Annotated in this window: 18 protein-coding genes and 1 pseudogene; 9 read left to right on the top strand and 10 right to left on the bottom strand. The window is 69.8% G+C overall.

The genetic code is table 11. The features are described from left to right. Nucleotides 1-116 precede the first annotated feature (116 nt). Entirely contained in the window at nt 117-1,172 is a 1,056-nt protein-coding gene (locus C2U31_RS23610) for an AraC family transcriptional regulator (protein ID WP_233772476.1), read from the top strand. A 51-nt stretch (nt 1,173-1,223) separates the two neighbouring features. On the opposite strand, the gene C2U31_RS23605 is transcribed toward C2U31_RS23610, so the two are convergent. From C2U31_RS23605 to C2U31_RS23575, 7 genes are all read right to left on the bottom strand, one after another. Then, complete coding sequence (locus tag C2U31_RS23605; RefSeq protein ID WP_103275022.1) at nt 1,224-2,111, bottom strand: transporter; 888 nt, start codon at nt 2,109-2,111, stop codon at nt 1,224-1,226. 157 nt (nt 2,112-2,268) lie between these two features. Further along, nucleotides 2,269-3,876 carry an NAD(P)/FAD-dependent oxidoreductase gene (locus C2U31_RS23600; RefSeq protein ID WP_103275021.1) on the bottom strand — a complete coding sequence of 536 codons (1,608 nt, stop codon included), beginning with the start codon at nt 3,874-3,876 and terminating at the stop codon, nt 2,269-2,271. Further along, on the bottom strand, nt 3,873-4,664 hold the full coding sequence (locus C2U31_RS23595) for a cyclase family protein (RefSeq protein WP_103275020.1): 792 nt from the start codon (nt 4,662-4,664) through the stop codon (nt 3,873-3,875). The genes C2U31_RS23600 and C2U31_RS23595 overlap by 4 nt, the downstream gene beginning before the upstream one ends. Continuing rightward, nucleotides 4,661-5,248, bottom strand: a complete 588-nt coding sequence (locus C2U31_RS23590; RefSeq protein ID WP_103275019.1) for a flavin reductase family protein — start codon at nt 5,246-5,248, stop codon at nt 4,661-4,663. The genes C2U31_RS23595 and C2U31_RS23590 overlap by 4 nt, the downstream gene beginning before the upstream one ends. Nucleotides 5,249-5,272: 24 nt before the next feature. Beyond that, a complete protein-coding gene (locus tag C2U31_RS23585) occupies nt 5,273-6,517 on the bottom strand; it encodes a styrene monooxygenase/indole monooxygenase family protein (RefSeq protein ID WP_103275018.1) in 1,245 nt (414 codons plus the stop codon). Nucleotides 6,518-6,568: 51 nt separating this feature from the next. Beyond that, nucleotides 6,569-7,357 carry an SDR family oxidoreductase gene (locus tag C2U31_RS23580; protein ID WP_103275017.1) on the bottom strand — a complete coding sequence of 263 codons (789 nt, stop codon included), beginning with the start codon at nt 7,355-7,357 and terminating at the stop codon, nt 6,569-6,571. 224 nt (nt 7,358-7,581) lie between these two features. Then, nucleotides 7,582-8,469: a LysR family transcriptional regulator gene (locus C2U31_RS23575; RefSeq protein ID WP_103275016.1), complete on the bottom strand. Its 888-nt coding sequence runs from the start codon at nt 8,467-8,469 to the stop codon at nt 7,582-7,584. A 185-nt stretch (nt 8,470-8,654) separates the two neighbouring features. Here C2U31_RS23575 and C2U31_RS23570 point away from each other — a divergent pair, with 185 nt between their 5' ends. Beyond that, nucleotides 8,655-10,265, top strand: coding sequence for a GMC family oxidoreductase (locus C2U31_RS23570; protein WP_103275015.1), 1,611 nt, complete (start codon nt 8,655-8,657; stop codon nt 10,263-10,265). Between the two features lie 164 nt (nt 10,266-10,429). Here C2U31_RS23570 and cfa read toward each other — a convergent pair whose 3' ends face one another. Continuing rightward, nucleotides 10,430-11,629, bottom strand: a complete 1,200-nt coding sequence (gene cfa / locus C2U31_RS23565) for a cyclopropane fatty acyl phospholipid synthase (RefSeq protein ID WP_103275014.1) — start codon at nt 11,627-11,629, stop codon at nt 10,430-10,432. Between the two features lie 264 nt (nt 11,630-11,893). Here cfa and C2U31_RS23560 point away from each other — a divergent pair, with 264 nt between their 5' ends. The 3 genes from C2U31_RS23560 (at nt 11,894) to greB (ending at nt 14,396) form a co-directional block, all read left to right on the top strand. Then, a complete protein-coding gene (locus C2U31_RS23560) occupies nt 11,894-12,829 on the top strand; it encodes an alpha/beta fold hydrolase (protein ID WP_103275013.1) in 936 nt (311 codons plus the stop codon). 102 nt (nt 12,830-12,931) lie between these two features. Beyond that, on the top strand, nt 12,932-13,777 hold the full coding sequence (locus tag C2U31_RS23555; protein ID WP_103275012.1) for a 3',5'-nucleoside bisphosphate phosphatase: 846 nt from the start codon (nt 12,932-12,934) through the stop codon (nt 13,775-13,777). 64 nt (nt 13,778-13,841) lie between these two features. Further along, nucleotides 13,842-14,396: a transcription elongation factor GreB gene (gene greB, locus C2U31_RS23550; protein ID WP_103275011.1), complete on the top strand. Its 555-nt coding sequence runs from the start codon at nt 13,842-13,844 to the stop codon at nt 14,394-14,396. A gap of 150 nt (nt 14,397-14,546) precedes the next feature. Here the strand turns inward: greB and C2U31_RS23545 are convergent, their stop codons facing one another. After that, entirely contained in the window at nt 14,547-15,386 is an 840-nt protein-coding gene (locus C2U31_RS23545; protein ID WP_103275010.1) for a pirin family protein, read from the bottom strand. Between the two features lie 195 nt (nt 15,387-15,581). On the opposite strand from C2U31_RS23545, the gene C2U31_RS23540 reads away from it, so the two are divergent. From C2U31_RS23540 to C2U31_RS23525, 4 genes are all read left to right on the top strand, one after another. Continuing rightward, nucleotides 15,582-16,187 (top strand): DNA-deoxyinosine glycosylase, encoded by a 606-nt coding sequence (locus C2U31_RS23540; RefSeq protein WP_103275009.1) that lies wholly within the window; start codon nt 15,582-15,584, stop codon nt 16,185-16,187. A 242-nt stretch (nt 16,188-16,429) separates the two neighbouring features. Further along, the gene (dsrO, locus tag C2U31_RS23535; protein ID WP_103275008.1) at nt 16,430-17,200 is read left to right on the top strand and encodes a sulfate reduction electron transfer complex DsrMKJOP subunit DsrO; all 771 of its coding nucleotides are present in this window, start codon (nt 16,430-16,432) and stop codon (nt 17,198-17,200) included. A gap of 18 nt (nt 17,201-17,218) precedes the next feature. Further along, complete coding sequence (nrfD, locus tag C2U31_RS23530) at nt 17,219-18,253, top strand: NrfD/PsrC family molybdoenzyme membrane anchor subunit (RefSeq protein ID WP_103275007.1); 1,035 nt, start codon at nt 17,219-17,221, stop codon at nt 18,251-18,253. Nucleotides 18,254-18,329: 76 nt separating this feature from the next. Next, nucleotides 18,330-21,497, top strand: a complete 3,168-nt coding sequence (locus tag C2U31_RS23525; protein WP_103276538.1) for a tetrathionate reductase subunit A — start codon at nt 18,330-18,332, stop codon at nt 21,495-21,497. Between the two features lie 110 nt (nt 21,498-21,607). On the opposite strand, the pseudogene C2U31_RS23520 reads toward C2U31_RS23525, so the two are convergent. Then, nucleotides 21,608-22,505: pseudogene (locus C2U31_RS23520) on the bottom strand (LysR family transcriptional regulator). Nucleotides 22,506-22,539 lie beyond the last annotated feature (34 nt).

Raw genomic sequence — 22,539 nt, 5'->3', positions numbered from 1 at the left:
GGCGGCGTGGGACTAGGCGTTGCGCGGATGTTGCGGCGCACAGGGCGCAGCCGGCGGGCAACCGGATGCCCAGACAAGATCAGGCTGACAGCCAGGCCCCAAGGGAGGCAGCAACCATGCCCACTACGTTGATCCCGATGTCCCCATCCTCGGCCGCGCCGTCGCGCGCGTCCGCCACCGGCACCTCCGCCACCGGCACGCCCATCGACCGGCTGCTCAACGCGCCGGAAAAGCTGCTGTTCGCCTCCACCGACCTGGATGAGGTGCGCTCGATGGTCGGGCGCGTCATGAAGCCTCACCAGCTGACCCGCACCGCCGGCGGCGAGCGGCTGGACGCACGCATGCACTACACGGGGTTGGGCGACCTGTCGCTGAGCCGGCTGCGCTACGGCGCTACCGTGCGCATCGAGCCGGGGCCGCTGGAAAGCTTCTTCCTGGTGCAGATGCCGCTGTGCGGCACGGCCGCCATCGAGAGCGGCGGGCAGCGCATCGATTCCTCGCCGGAGCTGGCCTCGGTGCTCAGCCCTGAATGCGATACGCGCATGTGCTGGGAGGCCGGCAACGACCAGGTCATGCTGCGCATCTCGCGCTCGCTGGTCGAGCGCACGCTGGTCGGCTATCTGGGCCATCCGCTGGACAAGCCGCTGCATTTCGAGCTGGGCTTTCGCTGGCGCGACTGCGCACCCTGGAGCTGCCTGCTGTCCTATCTGGTCGATTGCGCCACCCATTATCCCGACCTGGAGCAGCACAAGCTGGTGCTGTCGCAGGTCGAGCAGCTGGCCGCCTCGATCCTGCTGACCTCGCATCTGCACAACTACAGCGAGACCGCCCCGGCGCGGCGCAGTTCGATCCTGCCGCGCCACGTGCGGCGGGCGCAGGATTACCTGCAGGCGCACGCGCACGAGCCGCTCAGCGTCGAGCAGCTGGCGCAGGTGGCCGGCGTCAGCGTGCGCAGCCTCTACAGCGGTTTCAAGGAATTCCTGGGCGTCAGCCCCATGCACTATCTGCGCGACCTGCGCATGGAACGCGCGCGCACCGAGCTGCTGAGCGGCGAGGCCGCCAGCGTCGCCGGCGTGGCGCTGCGCTGGGGCTTCGCGCATATGGGCCGTTTCAGCAACGACTACAAGGCCCGCTACCTGGAAACGCCCAGCCAGACGCTGCGGCGGCACTGAGTCCGCGCGCGATTCAGCGCCGGAACCGCAGGCGGTCCCGGCGCCTTTCCCTCAGAACGGAATCACCAGCTTGGCCAGCAGCTGGTTGCCCTCGGGCCGGTTGCGCACCTCGAAGTCCTTCTGCCACTTCAGCGTGAACAGCCAGCCGCCCTGGCTGGCGTAGCGGATCGACGGACCGACGCCCAGGGCGCGCGCCCTGCCCATCGCGCTGTTCGGACCCTTGTCGTCCGTGACCTGCTGGTAGACATAGCCGCCCACGCCCGCCACCCAGCCGCCGCCCAGGCCCCAGCCCAGGCTGTAGTCGGCGTGGATCGCCTGGCCCGAACGGGTGCGCGTGTCGCTGTTGCGCTGGTTGAAGTCGTACATGACCTTCAGGTCGGCGTTCAGGCCGGTGGGCTGCGTGTAGGTCAGCGCGGCCAGGGGCTGGATGGTCCAGTAGTTCTTGCCCAGGCTGGACGGATCCTTGGCGTCGTACTTGCCCGTGGGCGCGTAGACATCGACGCCGAACAGATAGTGCAGCGCCGGCGAGGCGTGATAGCCCAGCGCCGCGCCGACGGCGATGTCGCCCAGGCCCGAGCTCTTGAAGCGCGCGCCGTTGGCGCGGAAGTCCACGTCCAGCAGCGGCACCACCGTGTGCAGCGCCAGGCTGCCGCCCAGCACCGGCTGGGGGGCCACCCAGATGAGGCGTGGCGCCAGCATGTTGACATTGACCTTGAAGTCGCGCACCAGCGACTCGCCGCTGTTGCCGCGCAGCGTGTCGTAGCGCAGCGCGCCGCCGTAGGTCAGGAAGTGCACGCCCGGCGGGGGCAGGGCGCCGACCATGTAGTTTTCCAGGCCGTCGGGATAGATCGGCAGGGCGCCGCCCTCGATGGCCAGCGCCGCGGACGGCCCCAGGGCCGACGCCAGCAGTAGTGCCCAGGCGGGCATGGATTTGCGCATAGCTTTGTCTCCTAACCACGGTGTGTTGTTGTTGGTACGGCAACTGGCTGGCGTGGCGCGCGCCGCCCGCGATGGGCGAAAGGCGCGCGCGGCCGTCCCGGGCGCGCGGACGGATCCACGCGCCGGAAGGTGTGGCAAGGCCCGGGGCGTCGGGCAGTTATTTCCGCGCGATCTCCCGGGCGACCAGCGTGCCCGAGCCCGCGCCCAGTCCGGGACCGGGGTGGGTGGACGCGCCGATGTGGTACAGGCCGGCGACCGGCGTTCGATGGCCGCGCGCGCCGCCGCCGCTGGCGAAGGGGCGCAGCCAGAAGAACTGATCGGGCGAGCAGATGCCCGAGTACGGATCGCCGCCGACCAGGTTGCAGTTCAGCGCCTCCAGGTCGGCCGGCGAGTAGGCGCGGCGGCCGACGATGCGCTCGGCCAGTCCGGGCATGACCCGTTCCAGGCGCGCCTGGACGCGGTCGGCATAGGCCTCGCGCACGGCCTCGTTCCAGCGGCCGTCGGCGGGCGTGTCGATCTGGCCGGCGGCGTCGCCCTTCAGGCGCGCGGGCATTTCCTGCATCTGGATCCACAGGATCCAGCCGCCCTCGGGTGCGCGCGACGGGTCCACCGCCACCGGCTGGCCGATGGCCAACGTCGGGCGCGAGGGCAAGAGGCCGTTGTTGGCCTCGGTAACAGAGGCGCAGACCTGTTCCAGGCTTTCGGTCAGGTGCACCAGCGGCACCTTGACCAGTTCGGGCTCCGTCCAGGCCGGCGGCGCGTTCAGCGCGAAATGCAGCTGCATGCAGCCACGGCCGTAGCGGTAGGCCTGCGCGCGCTCGCGCGCCGGTGGCGGCGCGTCGGGCAGCAGCTGGCCGTAGAGTTGTTGCGGCGTGACGTTGCAGACCACGGCGTCGCGGGCGCGCACGCGGCCGTCGTCGGCCAGCTGCACGCCGACGGCGCGGGCGCGCCGTCCCTGGCCCTCGACCAGCACGCGGTCCACCTGCGCGTTGGTCAGCAGCTGGCCGCCGCGATTCTCGATGACGCGGGCCAGCGCCTCGACCAGCCGGCTGCCGCCGCCCTTGATCACGGGCATGCCGCCGCTGACCACGGCGGCGAAGGTCAGCTTGCCGATCAGCGCCGAACCGGCATCGTCCGGCCCCAGGCCGGAGTGCAAGGTCCAGGGCGCGATCAGCGCGCGCGCCGCGTCCGAGCGCAGCGTGCGCTCGGACCAGCGGCGGAAATTCTCCAGCGCGCCGGCGGCGAAGGCGGTCATGCCGTCCAGCCCGCGCTTGCGCCATTCGCTGTACAGCAGCTTGAGCAGATCCCAGCTGTAGGGATTCTTGCCCAGCAGGCCGAAGGTCAGCGCGGCGTCCTCGCCGAACATGCGCGCGGCCATGTCCTGCAAGGCCTGGCCGTCGCCGGGCGAGAGCGCGTCCAGGCGCCGGGCGGCGTCGGCCATGTCCTGCCTGAGCGCCAGGCCCCGGCCGTCCGGCCCGACCAGGCCGGTCGAATAGTCGCCGCACAGCACTTCCAGCCCGGCCTGCTCCAGCTCGGACTTGAGTTCGGCATAGCCCGGACTGCCGACGAACAGCGGATGCCAGGACGAGAACACCTCGTGCCGGTAGCCGGGGAACAGTTCCTCGGTGCGGATGCAGCCGCCGAGCCGGTCGTTGCGTTCCAGCACCAGCACGCGCTTGCCGCGCACGGCCAGCAGCGCCGCGCCGACCAGCGAATTGATGCCGCTGCCGACGAACACCACCTGGGTTTCGGTCGGCGCGCTCATGCCTGCTCCACCAGCGCCAGCACGCGCAAGGGGCTGCCTGAGCCGCCCTCGATCTTCAGCGGCGCGGCCAGGATCATGGCGCCCTGCGGCGGCAGCTGATCCAGGTTCTTCAGGCATTGCAGGCCGTAGCGGTTGGCGCCATGCATCAGCGTGTGGCAGGGATAGGGCAGCGGCCAGGCATGGGACTGGCCGGCATCGGTGTTGATGGTCTCCACTCCGAAGCCGTGCGCGTCGCGCTCGCGGATCAGCCATTGCACGGCTTCCTGCGTCGGGCCGGGCGTGTGCGCGCCGTCCTCGCGCAGGTTGAGGAAGGCAGCAGGATCCTGCGCGCGCCGCGACCAGTCGCTGCGCAGCAGCACCCAGGCGCGCGGCGGGATGCGGCCGTGGCGGCGCTCCCAGTCCTGGATGAATTCCACGGTCAGCAGCCAGTCGTCGTTCTGCGCGACCTCGGCGCTGGCGTCCAGCACCACGGCCGGCGCGATGAAGTGCTCGGGCGCGATGGTGTCGACGCTGTTGGCGGGATGGTCGCGGCCGCTGATCCAATGGACCGGGGCGTCGAAGTGCGTGCCGGTGTGCTCGCCACAGGAGAAGTTGTTCCAGTACCAGCCGGGGCCGGCCTCGTCGTAGTGCGAGATGCGTTCGATCTTGAAGGCCTGCACCTGGCCGAATTGCGGCGGCAGCTGCAGCGCCGGGAACGAGGGCGACAGGGTCTGGGTCAGGTCGACCACGCGGACGGCGCCCCGCGCCATGCGCAGGGCCAGTTCGGGCAGGAGGGCCGGGGCGCTCATGGCTGGGAATCTCCGGGTTGGGATGAGGGGATGGCCGGGGCGCGGGCCGGCACCGAGGTGAAGCGGCCGGCATGGAACACCAGCGGTTCGCTGGGCTGGCTGGCCACGCGCACCACCTGGCCGACCAGCAGCAGGTGGTCGCCCACCGTGCGACAGTGGTCGTGGGCGCAGACCAGGGTGGCCAGCGCGCCGTCGATGGCGGCCACGCCCTCGGGCGTCTCGCGCACCGTCACGTCGGCGAACTTGTCCGGCACCGCCGGATCGGCGAAGCGCCGCGCCAGCGCCTCGTGGCCGCTGGCCAGGATGTTGATCGCGAAATGCGCGCTGTCGCGGAACACCGCCAGGTTGGGCGAGCGGTTCACCAGGCTCCACAGCACCAGCGGCGGATCCAGCGACAGCGAGGCGAAGGAATTGATGGTCAGCCCCACGTTGCGGCCGTCGGCGGCGCGCGTCGTGACGATGGCCACGCCGGTCGGGTAGCTGCCCAGCAGGTCGCGCAGCGCGCGGGGCGCCAGGTCGACGCTGCCCCAGGCGGCGCAGGCGGGGGCTTCATGGCATTGCCGGACGGCCAGGAGCGTGCTCATGCTGGGTTCCTCATGCACGGGCGGTCAGGCGGCGCGCGCCACGGCCTGGTGCCGCTTGAGCAGCTCGCCGGCCTCGGCGGCGTCGCTCCACCAGGGGAAGTAGCTGGGCGGATGATTGAAGCCGTTGGCGATGAGGCCGGCCAGCCCCGGCGACTGCTGCGCCGCGCCCAGCACCTGCAGGATGTGCGGCGGGGGCGGCAGCAGCAGCGAGTTGGTCCATTGCACCACCCACTTGGCATAGTCCCAATAGCGCTCGAAGGTCTGTTCCATCCATGCGCGCGTGTAAGGCGCGTCGCCGTGCGCCAGGATCGCGTCCAGGTAGACCTTGGCCGCTTTGGTGGCGTTGTTCGAACCCTGGCCGGTGACCGGATCGTTGACCACCACCGCGTCGCCCAGGCCGAACACCAGCTTGCCGGATGGCAGCGTCATCACCGGCTTGCGGATGGTGGGCGCGAAGGCGCCGGCCAGGATGCCCTTGGCGTCGGTCAGTTCCACCTTGGCGGCGCGCGCGCCTTCCGAGGGCAGGTAGGTGTCCAGGAAACGCTTGCTCGCGGCCAGGTGCTCGGCTGGCGATTTGAGGTCGCGCCAGCAGTCCAGCGGGCCGCCGGGCACGCCCTCGAACACCATGATGTCGCAGGGGCCGCTGAGCGTCAGCGCGGGGAACACGAAGTACTCGCCGACGCCGGGCACCAGGTTGAAGGACACGCGCGAATAGTCTGGCGTGGGCGCCAGGCCGTGCACATAGGTCAGCGCCAGCGCGCGTTGCGGCTTGTCGAACTGCGAGCGCGCGGCGTCGCGCTCGAACAGCTTGACCACCTCGCCCTTGCCGGCGGCCAGGATGACCAGGTCGTGGCTTTGCGCCAGCGCTTCCAGCTCGGCCACGCCCACGTCCTGGATCAGCAGATTGCCGCCGCGCGCGGCGAAGCGCTCCAGCCACACCGGCATCTTCAGGCGCTGGTCCACGGCCTGGGCCGGGCGGTCCAGCGGCGCGGCCCAGTCGATGACCTTGGCGCCGGCCTGCTCGGGATGCGGCACGGCGAAGCCGATGCCCTGGACAGGCGGACAGGCATCGCCCCATTCGTCGATGCCCAGGTCGCGCTCGATCCGCAGCGCCGGGTCGAAGATGCACTGGCTGGACATGACCTGGCCGGCGCGCACCTCGTCGGGCTTGCGGTTGGTGGCCACGGTGACGTCATAGCCTTTGTCCAGCAGGCCCAGGGCCAGCGGCATGCCCGCCTGGCCGCCGCCCACGATTGCGATTCGAGTCATCAAGTTCTCCTGAATGGAATGTCCGGATTGCGGCGAAGGATGGCGCGGGCCTTACTCGGCCAGGCGCGGAATGGCGGGCTTGGCCTGCTCGGGACCCATGGCCGAATAGCCGCCGTCGACCGCGTAGTCGGCGCCGGTGACGAAGGACGCGTGTCCCGACAGCAGGAAGGCCACCACGTCGGCGACTTCGCGCGGATCGCCGACGCGGCCGAGCAGGTGGTAGTCGGCGGCCACGCGGTCGGTCTTGGCGCGGTCGCCGCCGGTGATCTCGTCCATCACGCGCGACCAGGTCCAGCCTGGCGACACCGAATTGACGCGGATGCGGTCGCCGGCGAAGTCCATCGCCATGTTGCGTGTGAGCTGCACCAGCGCGGCCTTGGACACCGGATAGAGCCAGCGGCCCGTCTGCGCGGCCTTGGCCGAGATGCTGGTGAAGTTGACGATGGCGCCGCCGCCGGAGGCCACCAGGTGGGGGCGCGCGGCGCGCGCGGCCATGACCGCGCTGACCAGGTTGATGTCCAGCGCGCGCAGCCAGTCCGCGCGGCCCGATGCCGCGCCGTCGTCCAGGTAGGTGGCGGCCAGGTTGACCAGGAAGTCCAGCCGGCCGAAGTGCCTGGCGGCCTCGGCCACGCACTGTTCCAGTCGCGCGTCGTCGGTGATGTCGACCTGCCAGGCGCGGCAGCCTTGCGGGTCTGCGGCGGCGACCTTCTCGCCGCCCGCGCCGTCCACGTCCAGCACGGCGACGCGCACGCCGTAGCCGCGCAGCGCGCGCACCACGCCCGCGCCGATCAGGGTGGCGCCGCCGGTGACGATGGCGACCTTGCCTTCCAGATCCTTCATGCGATTTCCCCTTTGGAGTTGGCCTCGTTCGCGGCGGGCGCTTGCGCCTGGCGCCGCGGTTTCATTGAGACGCATGGTGTGGCCGGGGGGGCGCGCGGACATAGCCGGGACCTGCGCCTGCTATCCGCGCAATGCCGGTATTGCGTGTTTATTTACGCGGCGTCATGTCGGCTGTCCGGATAGCGCGCGCGTTGTCCGCTGCGTGCAGACGCGCGGCTGCCATATCAGGAGAAGGCCGCGCGCACCGCGTCGAAGGCGGCCGCCACCAGCGGTTCCCCGCTGCGCGAGGCCAGGCAGACGAAGGACAGCTCGGTGCGGATCTCCAGTCCCTGCACCAGCAGCAGGCCGTGCGTCTGCGATTCGCGCAGGGCCAGCGAGTCGCGCGCCAGCGACAGGCCCACGCCCGAGCGCACCAGATCCAGCATGGATGCCTCCTGGTCGACCTCGGCCACCGCGTTGGGCACGGCATCCAGCTCGGCGAACTTGCGCGCCAGCAGGCGATGGTGGACCGAGTCCGGCGGCGTCCAGATCCAGGGCAGGGCGGCGATCTCCTTCCAGCCCCGGCCGCTGACCATCTGACCCCAGCCCTTGGGCGCGACCACGTAGTACGAGAAAGCCGCCAGCGGCTGCGCGTGCAGCGCCGGCTGGGCGCGCGGCGCGTCCAGCGGGCCGAGGAAGTATCCCGCGTCCAGCTCGCCCGCGCGCACCAGCCGCGCCGCCGAGCCGGACATGCCGTGGCGCAGCATGGGCCGCAGCTTGGGATAGCGCGCCATCAGGTGCCGCAAGGCGGCGCCCAGGCGCAGGAACTCCGGATCGAGGATGGTGCCCAGCCTCAATTCGCCCTGCAGCGTGTCGCGCAGCGTGGCGATGGCGCGCTGGAAATCGTCCAGCGCGTCCAGCACGCGCAGCGCCGGCGGCAGCAGCGCGCGGCCGTCGGCGTTGGGCGACAGACCCTGCGCGCTGCGCGAGAACAGCGTCAGGTCCAGCGATTCCTGGAAGTTCTTGAGCTGCAGGCTGAGCGCGGGCTGGGTCAGGTGCAGGTGCTCGGCGGCGCGCGTCAGGTTGCCTTCGCGCGCCACGGCGGCAAAGCTGCGGATGTGCTTCAGGTCCATGGCCGGATCCGGAAAGTGGGCTGAGCTTTATTAGAGACGCTTATGAAGCGCTTTTCAACAAATCATTGGACAGCCGTGGATGCCTGGGCGAAAGTGACGGCAAAACAGCGTACTCCCCCGGGACGGCAAGGCCCGGGCGGTTTTCCCGGCCTGCAAAACCGGGGCAACAACCATAAGAAGCGCATATGGAGACATACGACTACATCATCGTGGGCGCGGGGTCGGCCGGCTGCGTGCTGGCCAACCGGCTGAGCCGCGATCCGGCAACGCGGGTGCTGCTGCTGGAGGCCGGCGGGCGCGACAACTACCACTGGATCCACATTCCCGTCGGCTATCTGCATTGCATCGGCAATCCGCGCACCGACTGGATGTACCGCACGGCCAGCGAGCCCGGCCTGGGCGGACGCTCGCTGATCTATCCGCGCGGCCGCGTGCTGGGCGGCTGCTCGTCCATCAACGGCATGATCTACATGCGCGGCCAGCGCGAGGACTACGACCAGTGGGCCGCGCTGAGCGGTGACGAAGCCTGGAGCTGGGACCGGGTGCTGCCCGTGTTCAAGCGCAGCGAGGACCATCATCGCGGCGCGTCCGAGCATCATGGCGCGGGCGGCGAGTGGCGGGTGGAGTCGCAGAGGCTGCGCTGGGACATCCTGGAAGCCTTCGCCCAGGCGGCGGACCAGGCCGGCATCCCGCCGGTGGACGATTTCAATCGCGGCGACAACTTCGGCAGCGGCTACTTCGAAGTGAACCAGCGCGGCGGCTGGCGCTGGAACACCTCCAAGGCCTTCCTGAGGCCGGTGCGCCAGCGCGCCAATCTGCAGGTGCTGACCGGCGCCCATGCGCGCGAGCTGCTGTTCGAGGGCATGCGCTGTGTCGGCCTGCGCCTGCTGCGCGACGGCCGCGAGCAGACCGTGCGCGCGCGGCGCGAGGTGGTGCTGGCCGCCGGCGCGGTCAATACGCCCCAGCTGCTGGAACTGTCCGGCGTGGGCGAGCCGGCGCGCCTGCGCGAGGCCGGCATCGATATCCGCCACGCGCTGCCCGGCGTGGGCGAGAACCTGCAGGATCATCTGCAACTGCGCGTCATCATCAAGGTGCAGGGCGTCAAGACGCTGAACCGGCTGGCCGCCACCTGGTGGGGCAAGGCCGGCATCGGCCTGGAATACCTGCTCAAGCGCAGCGGTCCGATGAGCATGGCGCCGTCGCAGCTGGGCCTGTTCGCCCGCTCGGACGAAGGCCAGGCCCGCGCCAACGTGGAATTCCACGTGCAGCCGCTGTCGCTGGGCGCTTTCGGCGAACCGTTGCACAGCTTCGACGCCTTCACGGCCAGCGTGTGCAACCTGCGGCCCACATCGCGCGGCAGCGTGCACACGCAGGGGGCCGATGCGCAGGCGGCGCCGCTGATCCGGCCCAACTACCTGAGCACGGATGAAGACCTGAAGGTGGCGGCCGATTCGATACGGCTGGCGCGGCGCATCGCGGCCTCGCCCGCGTTGAGCCGCTACCGGCCCGAGGAATGGCTGCCCGGTCCGGCCTACCGCAGCGAGGACGAGCTGCGCCAGGCGGCCGGCAAGATCGGCACCACCATCTTCCATCCGGTGGGCACCTGCGCGATGGGCCGGCGACCGGACCAGGGCGCGGTGGTGGACGCGCGCCTGCGCGTGCACGGGCTGGAAGGATTGCGCATCGCCGACGCCTCGATCATGCCCCTGATCACCTCGGGCAACACCAATTCGCCGACCATCATGATCGCGGAGCGGGCGGCCGACATGATCCGCGAGGATGCAGCGGGCTCGTAAGGTCCCCGGCATCCTGCGCGGCGGCCGCCGCAAGTGTTGACGGTAGCTATCCCAAGCGTAGGCCGTAGCCATTCCAAGCGGGGCCCGCGGATCCGGCTCTGCCGGTCCGCAGCTGCGCCCCCTTGAGGGGGGCGCGTAGCGCTCGGGGGTGGGCCTTCCCCCCTCTAGCGCAGCGAACGATAGGTGTCGCCGCGTTGCGGATGGGTCAGGATCACCTGCCAGAGCTGGCCTTCGCGCGAGCGGAAGAAGCCGGCGCAGCACATCAGGTAGTACTGCCACATGCGGTAGAAGCGCTTGCCGTAGCGTGCCTCCAGCTGCGGCCAGGCGCGCTGGAACCGGTCCCACCAGGCCATCAGCGTGCGATCGTAGTCGGCGCCGAAGTTGTGCCAGTCCTCGATGATGAAGCGGCCCTCGACGGCGGTGGATATTTCCACCGCCGAGGGCAGCTTGCCGTTGGGGAACACGTAGCGGTCGATCCAGGGATCGGTGCTCTGGCTGGTGGCGGCGATGCCGATGGTGTGCAGCAGGAAGATGCCTTCGGGGGCCATCAGCCGCTGCACGTTGGTGAAGTAGGTGTCGTAGTTCTTCGGACCCACGTGCTCGAACATGCCCACCGAGACGACCTTGTCGAAGCTGCCCTGCAGGTCGCGGTAGTCCTGCAGCAGCAGTTCCACCGGCAGGCCCTGCACGCGCTGCTGCGCCAGCGCCAGCTGTTCCTTGGATACGGTCACGCCGGTGACTTTCACGCCGTAGTTCTCGGCGGCGAACTTGGCCAGCCCGCCCCAGCCGCAGCCGATGTCCAGCAGCGTCTCGCCGGGCTTGAGACGCAGCTTGCGGCAGATCATGTCGAGCTTGGCGTACTGGGCTTCTTCCAGCGTCGCGGCGTTTTCCCAATAGGCGCAGGAATAGATCATGCGGCTGTCGAGCATGGCTTCGAACACGTCGTTGCCGGCGTCGTAGTGCTGTTCGCCGACTTCGAAGGCGCGACTCTTGGACTGCAGGTTGAACAGCTTGTGGCGCAGATGCTCGGCGATCAGCTTGACGCGCGCGATACCCATGGCGGCCGATCCCAGGTCGGCGCGCAGGAGGCGGGTGAACAGCTCGTCAAGCGCGTCGCAGTCCCACTCGCCGTCCATGTAGGACTCGCCCAGGCCCAGCGACCAGCTGGTGAAGACGCGTTCGTACATGTGCTTGTCATGTACCTGGATGTCCCAGGGACGCGAGCCGTTGAGCTGCACGTCGGCGCGGGCCAGCAGGTCCTGCAGCACGCGGGGCGGTTCGGGAGGCGGGGAGGCATGCTGGGCGGCTCCCGGCGGGGAAGCATGACGATCGTGATCGACGGAGGAGGGACTGCTTTGCTCCATGTGGACTCCATATCAATTCGGGGATGACTGATCTGGCAAGGCGTGAAGCTGGCTACTTTGGCCCCAAAGCGCGCGCGCATCCAATGCAATGATTGAATGGCGGCGATAGGCTGAACCAATCTTAACCACTATATCCTGCAACACAAGCCTCACAGGAATCTGAAAGTCCCTGACGCCGCGTCGGGAAAAAGGGGCGGGCGGGCCGCGCGCGCCTGCGGCGCATCCGATAAGATACCGGCCATCTTCGCGATTTGGAGCGTCTCGATGCGGCAAGCCAGCCTGGAACCCTGCCTGGAATATGTCACCTGCGCCAGTCCGGCCGGCCTGCACCGCATGGCCTACTGGGAATGGGGCGATCCGGCCAACGACCAGGTATTGGTCTGCGTGCACGGCCTGACGCGCACCGGCCGCGATTTCGACGCGCTGGCGCGACGGCTGGCCGGGCGTTATCGCGTGGTCTGCCCCGACGTGGTCGGACGCGGCCGTTCCGACTGGCTGGCCAATCCCGCGTTCTACACCGTGCCGCAGTACGCGGCGGACATGGTCACGCTGATCGCGCGCCTGAAGCCGGCGCGGCTGGCGTGGGTCGGCACGTCGATGGGCGGCTTGATCGGCATGGCGCTGTCGGGCTCGGCGGCGTTTTCGCGGGCCGCGGCGGCCATGCGACCGCATCCGGGCATGCCGCCGGCGCAGGAAGGGCTGCATTTCGACCGCATGGTGCTGAACGACGTCGGCCCCCGGCTGGAGCTGAGTGCGTTGGCCCGCATCGGCCAGTACGTGGGCATGCCGCGCGAGTTCGATTCCTTCGAGCAGGCGGTCGCGGCGATGCGCGCCGATTCGCTGCCGTTCGGGCCGCACAGCGACGAGCAATGGGCGCAGCTGGCCCGCTACGTCTATCCCGAGCAGGACGGGCGCTGGGTCAAGCATTACGACCTGGCGCTGGCGCAGCCGCTGGCCGCGCAGACCCCGCAGGAACTGGCGGCGGGCGAGCAGCTGTTGTGGCAATGCTATGTGGGCACGGATTGCCCGGTGCTGATCGTGCGCGGCGAACAGTCCGATTTGCTGACAACCGTCACCGTGGACGAAATGCTTCAGCGCAATCCGCGGGCGCGCGCGGTCGTGATACCGGGCGTGGGCCATGCGCCCACGCTGATGTCGGACGCGCAGATAGAGCCTGTGGCCGCCTTCCTGCTGGACTGACGCTGCTGGCGGGGAAACGGGGACGCCGGCCGGCCCCGTGGGGCGGGCAATGGCGCGGTTGCGGCGCTGTGCAGCAATTTCCCGCTTCTCTACAATAGGCCCATGACCTCGCCCATTCTGAACATCGACCTGCATTGCCATTCCACCGTTTCGGACGGCGCGCTCGCGCCGCGCGAGGTGGCGGCGCGGGCGCATGCCAACGGCGTGGATGTCTGGGCCCTGACCGACCACGACGAGATCGGCGGACTGGCCGAGGCCGCCGGGGCCGCCCGGGAACTGGGCATGCGCTTCGCCACCGGGGTCGAGATCTCTGTCACCTGGGCCGGCCTGACGGTGCATGTCGTGGGCCTGCGGTTCGACCCGTCCAACGTGGCGCTGGCCGAGGGTCTGCGCAAGACCCGCGCCGGCCGCGCCGAGCGCGCCAAGCGCATCGGCGAGCGGCTGGCCGGCATGGGCATGCCCGGCGCCTACGAGGGCGCGCTGCCCTTCGCCGGCAATCCCGAGCTGATCAGCCGCACCCACTTCGCCCGCTACCTGGTCGAGGCCGGCTATTGCCCGGATGTGCAGACCGTCTTCAACAAGTATCTGGGTGACGATTGCGCCGGCCACGTGCCGATGCAATGGGCCACGCTGGCCGAGGCCGTGGGCTGGATACGCGGCGCCGGCGGGCGCGCCGTCATCGCGCACCCGGGCCGCTACAAGTACACGCCGCTGCAATTCGCCGCGCTGTTCGATGAGTTCATCGAGCTGGGCGGCGAGGGCATCGAAGTGAACACCGGCAGCCATACGGCCGACGAGGCCCGCAAGTACGCCGACGTGGCGCGTCGCTACGGCTTCCTGGCCTCGCGCGGCTCGGACTTCCACAGCCCCACGGAAAGCCGGATGGATCTCGGGCGCCTGCCCGCGCTGCCGCCGGACCTGAAGCCAGTCTGGCACGACTGGTTCTAGCGGACGCCCCGCGTCCGCTCCGCCACGCCATTGATCCTGATCGCGCCCACGCGGCGCCGCCGCCATGAACAAAGCCTTTGTCAAAGAATCCGACAACGATGACGACGATGACCTGCCACAGGCCCAGGCCCTGCCGGCGGGCACCAAGAATTACATGACGCCTGAAGGCTACGAGCGGCTGCGCGGCGAACTCGCGCACCTGATGAACGTGGAGCGGCCCTCGGTGGTGCAGGTGGTGTCCTGGGCGGCGTCCAATGGCGACCGTTCCGAGAACGGCGATTATCTCTACGGCAAGAAACGTCTGCGCGAGATCGACCGCCGCATGCGCTTCCTGACCAAGCGCCTGGACATCGCCGAAGTGGTCGATCCCGCCATCCAGCCCAACCGCGACCAGGTCTTTTTCGGCGCCACCGTGCTGTACTCGGACAAGGCCGGCGAGGACCACACCGTCACCATCGTCGGGGTGGATGAGGCCGAGCCGCTGGCCGGCAAGATCAGCTGGATCTCGCCCGTGGCGCGCGCGCTGATCAAGGCCAGGGAAGGCGACACCGTGGTGCTGCGCACGCCGGGCGGCATCGAGGAACTGGATATCCTGGAAGTACGGTATCCGCCGGGTTGATGCGGATCCTCGCCAGCAAGAGAGGCTGCAAGTCTGGCATCGCCGACCACTGCAAGAACGCTGTGACCGGGGCCGCGCGGAGCCGGCTTTGCCGGTCCGCAGCGGCGCCCCCATGAGTGGGAGGCGCGTGAGCGCCTCGGGGGTGGCCGTCTACCTGAAATCGGCGAAGGCCTGCACGATTTCCGCCTGCGTGTTCATCACGAACGGGCCGTAACCCACCACAGGCTCGTCGATCGGCTCGCCCGACAGCACCAGGAAGACGGCGTCGTTGTTGGCTTCGACCGTAATATCCTCGCCGTCCCGCGAGAACAGCGCCAGCTGCGCATCGCGCGCCACCGACTCGCCGTTCACCAACAGCGTGCCGCGCAGCGCCACCAGCATGCTGTTGCGGCCCGATGCGATCGGAAAGCGCGCCGACTTGCCGGCCGCCAACCGCACGTCCCAGACATCCATCGGCGTATGGGTGCGCGCCGGCCCCGCGTGGCCCGCATAGCTGCCGGCGATCACGCGCAGCGTGCCGGCGCCGTCGGGCAGATCCACGGACGGGATGTCGGCGGCCTGGATGCCCTGGTAGCCGGCCGGCCCCATCTTGTCCTTGGCGGGCAGGTTGACCCACAGCTGCACCATTTCCAGCTCGCCGCCCTGGCGGGTGAACGCGTCGGAATGGAATTCCTCGTGCACGATGCCCGAGGCCGCCGTCATCCACTGCACGTCGCCGGGACCGATGACGCCGCCATTGCCGGCGGAGTCGCGGTGCGCGACCTCGCCGCTGTAGACGATGGTCACGGTCTCGAAGCCGCGATGCGGGTGCTGGCCCACGCCGCGCGGACGCCCGGCCGGCTCGAAATGCGCCGGGCCGGCGTAGTCCAGCAGCAGGAAGGGGCTGGTGTCCTTGTCCCTGTCGTTGTACGAGAACAGCGAGCGCACCGGAAAGCCGTCGCCCACCCAGTGGGGACGGGGGCTGGCGTGCAGGCCGAGGATCTTCTTCATGGCGTCAGTTCCTGTTGCGCGGCCCCTGCGGGGCCGTTCGTCATGAGTAAGAAGATAAGGGCGGCCCGGCCATAGCGGTAGTGCCGCCGCTGGCAAGCACCGTTCCATCCATCGGACGATCACGGGCCGGCATCGCGCATCGGGCTTGCGCCGTCCGGCAATCGACGTTCGCGAACGGCGCGCTATCCTTGCGGCATGAAAAAGACAGACAGCGCTCCTGCCGCCGGGCGGCCCGCCAGCCAGGCCGCGCGCCACGCGCGGGACGGGGCGGCGCCGGCGGACGCGCCGGTCCTGCAGGGCTTCGCCCCGGTGACGACGCCGCAGGCCCGGGTGCTGGTGCTGGGCTCCATGCCCGGCGCCATCTCGCTGCGCCAGGGCCGCTACTACGCGCATCCGCGCAACGCCTTCTGGCCGATCGCGGCCGAGATCCTCGGCTTCGATCCGGCGCTGGACTATGCCTTGCGGCTGGAGCGCTTGACGCAGGCCGGCGTGGCCTTGTGGGACGTGCTGCAAGGGTGCGAGCGCGAAGGCAGCCTGGACGCCGACATCCGCAATGCGGTGCCCAACGACTTCGCCGGCTTCCTGCGCGCGCATCCGCGGCTGCGCCGCGTTTGCCTGAACGGCGGCAAGGCCGCCAGCCTGTTCCGGCGCCAGGTGCTGCCGTCGCTGCCGGCCGCGCTGGCCGACCCGCTCGTCTGCCTGGACCTGCCGTCGACCAGCCCGGCGCATGCCGCCATCAGCTATGAACAGAAGCTGGCCGCCTGGCGGTCCGGCTTGAGCCTGCCCGCCGGGCAGGGCTGAGCGCCCACGCCCGTTGCCTTTCCGGCCGGCGGATGCCGCCGCCCGCCGCCGTCTGTCGCCTGTGGCCGTCAGACGTCATCCGTCGCCCGCCGCCGGGCATTCGCGCGCGTCCATGTGCGTCCAGGCGTGGCCGGACCGCGATTTTCCCACTATTCCGTCCCCTAATTGATCCAGGTCAACGCTCTATATAACTCCGGGTGATAAGTTAATTCCAACAACTAGCTGAAAGCACGGAGAAGCATATGCGTACCCCCCCAAGCCCCCCGGAAACCCCTCTCCCGGGCAAGCGAGGCTTCCTGAAGGGATTGCTCGGGCTGGGGGCCGCGGCCACCGTCATACCGATACACGCCGAGGCCATGCCCGGCATCAACGGCCAGCCGCCACGGCGGCCGGGCATGGCTGGCAAGCGCTACGGCATGCTGGTGGACATGCGCAAGTGCATCGGCTGCCAGTCCTGTACGGTCAGCTGTTCGCTGGAGAACCAGCCGCCAGTGGGGCAGTTCCGCACCACCGTGCTGCAGTACGAGGTCGTGCCCGACCAGGGCCAGGCCGCCATGGTCATGCTGCCGCGCCTGTGCAACCACTGCGACAACCCGCCCTGCGTGCCGGTCTGTCCGGTGCAGGCCACCTTCCAGCGCGAGGACGGCATCGTGCTGGTCGACAACGAACGCTGCGTGGGTTGCGCCTACTGCGTGCAGGCCTGTCCGTATGACGCGCGCTTCATCAACCACGAGACCCAGGCCGCCGACAAGTGCACGTTCTGCGAGCACCGGCTCGAGGTCGGCCTGCTGCCGGCCTGCGTGGAAAGCTGCGTGGGCGGCGCGCGCATCATCGGCGACCTGAACGATCCGGACAGCGCGATCTCGCGCCTGATGGCCGAGAACAAGGCCGACATCAAGGTGCTCAAGCCCGAGATGAAGACCGATCCGCACGTCTATTACATCGGATTGCCCGACGCGTTCGTGCATCAGGTGGACGGCCAGGGCGGCGTGCGGCTGGCCGGTGGACATTGAGACGGGAAGGGGATTTTCATGCAGATTTCTGAATTGCTCACGCCGGTCTACGACGCCGCCTGGCTGCCCTGGGCCGTGCAGTATTTCTTCCTGGTCGGCATCAGCGCCACGACGGCGTTGACGGCGGCCTTCTCGGCCTTCGGCAAGCCCGGCTCGCCGGCGCGGCGGCTGTTGCCGTCGGCGGTGGCGGTGCTGCTGGTCAGCGCCATCGCCGCGCCCATCTCGCTGCTGGCCGACCTGCACCAGCCGGGCCGCTTCTGGCATTTCTACGCGCATGCCACGCCCTGGTCGTGGATGTGGCTGGGCGCCTTGCTGCTGCCCTGCTTCGTGGGGCTGGCCGTGCTGTTTGGCGCGGCCTGGTGGTGGGGCCGCACGGGCCTGATGCGCCTGCTGGGCGTGGCGCTGGCCCTGTCGGCCGTGTCCATCCTGGTCTACACCGGCGCCGAGGTCATGGTGCTGCGCTCGCGGCCGCTGTGGCACACGGTGTTCCTGCCGGTGAACTTCGCGCTGACCGCCTGGCTGGGCGCGCTGGGCGCCATGTTCCTGGTGGCGCGCTGGCTGCCCGGCGGGCTCAAGGCGCTGCCGGTGGACATGCTGCGCCAGCTCAGCCTGAGCGCGGTGGTGCTGATGGCGCTGGGCGCGGGGGCCTGGGCCGTGCTGGGCCTGCTGGGCGTGGACCCGTCGTTCGAGGCCGCGCTGCGCCTGTTCCGCGAATTCCCGATCTGGCGCATCAGCCTGGCCGGCGCGGTCGCCACGGGCTTCTGCATCGTCGGCCTGCTGCAGAAGCCGGCCCGCGCGCTGGCCACGCCGCTGGCCTCGGGCGCACTGGCGCTGACCATGCTGGCGGCGGCCTGGATCTTCCGCTGGGTGGTGTTCATGAGCGTGCAGGGCGTGCCGAAGTATGGCGCCGGCCTGTACCTGTACGACATGCCCTGGGGCAGCGACGGGCTGCTGGGCATGGCGGGCGTGCTGGGTCTGTGCGTGGCGCTGGTCGCGGCGGTGACTTACGCGCTGGACCTGTTCCCGGCCCGCGACCGCGGCGTGTCGGCCTGAGCCGGCGGCAGCAAGGATTGAGGAAAGAGTAGCTATGGACAAGCAACACGAAGACGACAAGACCGGCAAGCCCGGCATGGCGCAGGACGCGCCGGAATCGACCCAGGAACAGCCGCGCGACGAAGCCCGGCGCAAGCTGATGCTGCGCGGCGGCGTGGTGGCGGGTGGCATGGCCGCGTTCGCCGCCGGCTACGGCGAGACCGTGGTCAAGGCCGTCAAGGGCCTGGCGCAAGGCACGGCCGGCGCGCCCACGGCGCATGCGGTGCGAGGCAATTCGTTGACGCCCGAGTTCCGCATCGACCCGGTCTCCGGCGTGCTGAGCGCCCAGCCGGGACAGACGGTCAGCCCGTCGAGCTGCCTGGGCTGCTGGACGCAGTGCGGCGTGCGCCTGCGCGTGGACGCCAAGGAAAACCGCATCCTGCGCGTGGCCGGCAATCCGTATCATCCGCTGGCCACCACGCGCCCGGCCGCCATGGAGACGCCGGTGCGCGAAGTCTACGCGCAGCTGGGCGGCGACAACGGCCTGGAAGGCCGCGCCACGTCCTGTGCGCGCGGCTCGGCCATGCTGGAGCAGCTGCACAGCCCGTATCGCGTGCTGCAGCCGCTCAAGCGCGTCGGTCCGCGCGGCGCCGGCAAGTGGCAGACCATTTCCTTCGAACAGCTGGTGCAGGAAGTGTGCGAGGGTGGCGACCTGTTCGGCGAGGGCCATGTGGACGGCCTGCGCGCGATCTACGACCGCGAGACGCCGCTGGATCCGGCCAACCCGGAGTACGGCGCCAAGGTCAACCAGTTCCTGTTCACCGACGCGTCGAACGAGGGCCGCACGCCGCTGATCCAGCGCTTCGCGGGCCAGTCCTTCGGCACGGTCAATTTCGGCAACCACGGTTCATACTGCGGACAGAGCTTCCGCGTGGGCGCGGGCGCCGCGCTGGGCGACCTGAAAGGCATGCCGCACGGCAAGCCGGATTGGGACAACGCGCGCTTCGGCCTGTTCATCGGCGCGGCGCCGGCCCAGGCCGGCAACCCGTTCCAGCGCCAGGCGCGGCAGCTGGCCGAGGCGCGCACGCGGCCGCAGGAAGAGGGCTTCCAGTATGTGGTGGTGTCGCCCGTGCTGCCGGCCTCGTCCAGCCTGTCGGCCGGTTCGGGCAATGAATGGGTGCCGGTCAACCCGGCCAGCGACCTGGCGCTGGCGATGGGCCTGATCCGTTGGATCCTGGATAACGAGCGCCACGACGCGCGCGCGCTGGCCCAGCCCGGCCCGCAGGCCATGAAGGCGGCCGGCGAGGCGGCCTGGACCAACGCCACCCATCTGGTGGTGGCCGAACCCGGTCATCCGCGCATGGGCAGCTTCCTGCGCGGCGCCGACCTGGGCTGGGCCAAGCCGGCCGACGCCGACGAGAAATGGGAAGACGTGTACGTGGTGCGCCTGGCCGACGGCACGCTGGCGCCGCACACCGTCGCGGCCGAGGCGCAGCTGTACGTCGAGGACGCCGTGGCGACGCCCGGCCTGGACGGCGCGCCCGGCGCGCTGGCCGTGCGCAGCGCCCTGTGGCTGCTGCGCGAGGAAGCGCGCCGCAAGACGCTGGATGAGTACGCCGCGCTCTGCGGCGTGCCGGCGGACAAGATCGCCGAACTGGCCCGGCGCTTCACCAGCTACGGCAAGCGCGCCGTGGCCGATGCCCACGGCGGCACGATGAGCGGCGCGGGCTTCTACACCGCCTATGCCATCGCCATGCTGAACACGCTGGTCGGCAACCTGAACGTGGAGGGCGGGCTGGTGCTGGACGCCGGTCCGTTTCCGCCCTATGGCGCGGGCCCACGCTACAACATCGCCGGCTTCGCCAACCGCGCCACGCCCAAGGGCGTGGGCCTGTCGCGCAATCGCTTCCCCTACGAGAAGTCGAGCGAATTCAAGCGCAAGAAGGCGGCGGGCCAGCCGGCCTATCCGGCCGCCGCGCCCTGGTATCCGGCCACCGGCGGACTCAGCTCGGAAATGCTGGCCTCGGCGCTGGCGGGCTACCCGTATCGCGCCAAGGTCTGGTTCAACCACATGAGCAATCCGGTCTACGGCATCGCGGGCTTTCGCCAGGCCCTGGCCGACAAGCTCAAGGATCCGCGCGCGCTGCCGCTGGCCGTCTCGATCAATCCGTTCATCAACGAGACCAGCGCGCTGGCCGACTACATCGTGCCGGACACCGTGACCTATGAAAGCTGGGGCATGTCCGCGCCCTGGGCGGACGTGATCGCCAAGGCCTCCACCGTGCGCTGGCCCGCCGTGCAGCCGCGCGTGGCACGCACCGCCACGGACGAGCCGGTGTGCCTGGAAACCTTCCTGATCGCCTGCGCCAAGCGCCTGGGCATGCCGGGCTTCGGCGCCGGCGCCATCACGGATAAGGACGGCGCCAAGTACGCGCTGGACACACCCGAGGACTTCTTCCTGCGCGGCATGGCCAACATCGCCTACGCCGCCGGCAAGCCCGTGCCAGAGGCCAGCGACGACGACATGGCGCTGACCGGCGTGGACCGCTACGCCGCGCTGCTGCAGGCCAAGCTCAAGCCGGGCGAGTGGCGCCAGGTGGCGATGCTGATGAGCCGGGGCGGGCGCTTCGACCGCATGCAGGACGCCTGGACCGAGGCCGGGCAGACGCGCCAGGCCTGGGCCAAGCCGCTGCAGGTCTGGAGCGAGGAGCTGGCGGGCTTTCGGCATGCCATGACCGGCGAGCGCTACAGCGGCTGCCCGACCTGGTATCCGGCGCGCCTGGCCGACGGCCGCGACGTGCGCGCCGAATATCCGCGCCAGGACTGGCCCTTCCTGCTCAGCTCCTTCAAGTCCAACCTGATGAGCTCGATCTCGATCGGCGTGGACCGGCTGCGCCAGGTGCACCCGCACAACCCCGTGTCGATCAACCGCCAGGATGGCGAGCGGCTGGGGCTGCGCAACGGTGACAAGGTCCGCATCGTCACGCCGGGCGGGTCGGTGATCGGGCTGGCGCTGCTGCGCGACGGCATCCAGCCGGGCGCGGTGGGCATCGAGCACGGCTACGGGCATACCGAGCTGGGCGCGCGCGCGCACGTGGTCGACGGCAAGGCCATGCCGCACAATCCGGCGCTGGCCGCCGGGGTGAACCTGAACGACCTGGGCTTCGGCGATCCCACGCGCGGGGCGCATGCCAACGTGTGGATCGACTGGGTGTCGGGCGCGGCGGTGCGGCAGGGTTTGCCGGCCAGGATCGAGCGCGTCTAGACGGATCCGTCGGTTCGTCCGTGAGGTGAGTACAGGCGCCGCCCGCGTGGGCGGCGCCTGTTTTCGTTCGCACCTGGTTTCTTGGCGGCGCTGGCCCGCGCCAATCCGCACTAACAGCAGCTGATCACGACGCTTCTCAGCCAGCAAAGCGCTGGATCGGAATCGCGCCTGCCGTGCCATGCCTGCTGGAATGAGAATGACGGCAGGTCGAAGGGCGGCTTGAACTGTCTCAAGGCCTTGCCCGAGGCGACGTTCGCCAGGGCCCTGCTGGCAACCGTCAGGATCAGGTCGGTGCCGGCCAGCACTTCCGTCGACGCGCTCCAGTGCGGCAGCGTCAGGGCGACATGCCGGCGCAGGCCCTGCGCCTTCAGCGCGGCGTCGATCTCGTTTTCGGCGTCGGGTCGCATCGCGACCAATACGTGGGGGCGCTCCAGCCATTGCGGCAACGGCAGGTCGCCCCTGGGGGGGCAGCGATCGCCGGTCGGCAACGCTGACGAAGTGTTCCTCGAACAGCGTCTCGCGCTTGATGTCGCCGGGCGCGTCTGGAAAGACGCCGAGCGCCAGGTCGATTTCCCCGTCGGCCAGTTGCGCCAGCATGGCCTCGCGGCTGGCCTGGCTGATGGCCATGTCTATCCCCGGCGCCTGGGCGCGCAGTTGCCGCAGCAGCGGCGGCAGCAGCAGGTGGGCCGCATAGTCGGACAGCGCCACGCGAAAGCGGCGCACGGCTCGCGAGGAGTCGAATTCGCCCTTGTGCAACAGCGCGTTGAGTTGCCCGAGCGCCGCTTCCAGCGGTTGCTGCAGTTCCCGAGCGCGTGGTGTCAGGGCCATGCCGCCGCCCTGGCGGATCAGCAGGGGATCCTGGAAGATGTCGCGCAGCTGCGCCAGCGCGTGGCTCACCGCCGGCTGGCTTTTGTACAGGCGCAATGCGGCGCGGGTGACGTGTTTTTCCGCCAGGAGCGCCTGGAGCGTCAACAGCAGGTTGAGGTCGATGCGGCGAAGATCATCCATTACACGAATAGTATATGTGCGGAATTAGAATTTC

Source organism: Achromobacter sp. AONIH1, from assembly GCF_002902905.1.
In the GTDB taxonomy this organism is placed as follows: domain Bacteria; phylum Pseudomonadota; class Gammaproteobacteria; order Burkholderiales; family Burkholderiaceae_B; genus Achromobacter.
This window is presented reverse-complemented; position numbering and strand designations above follow the sequence as displayed.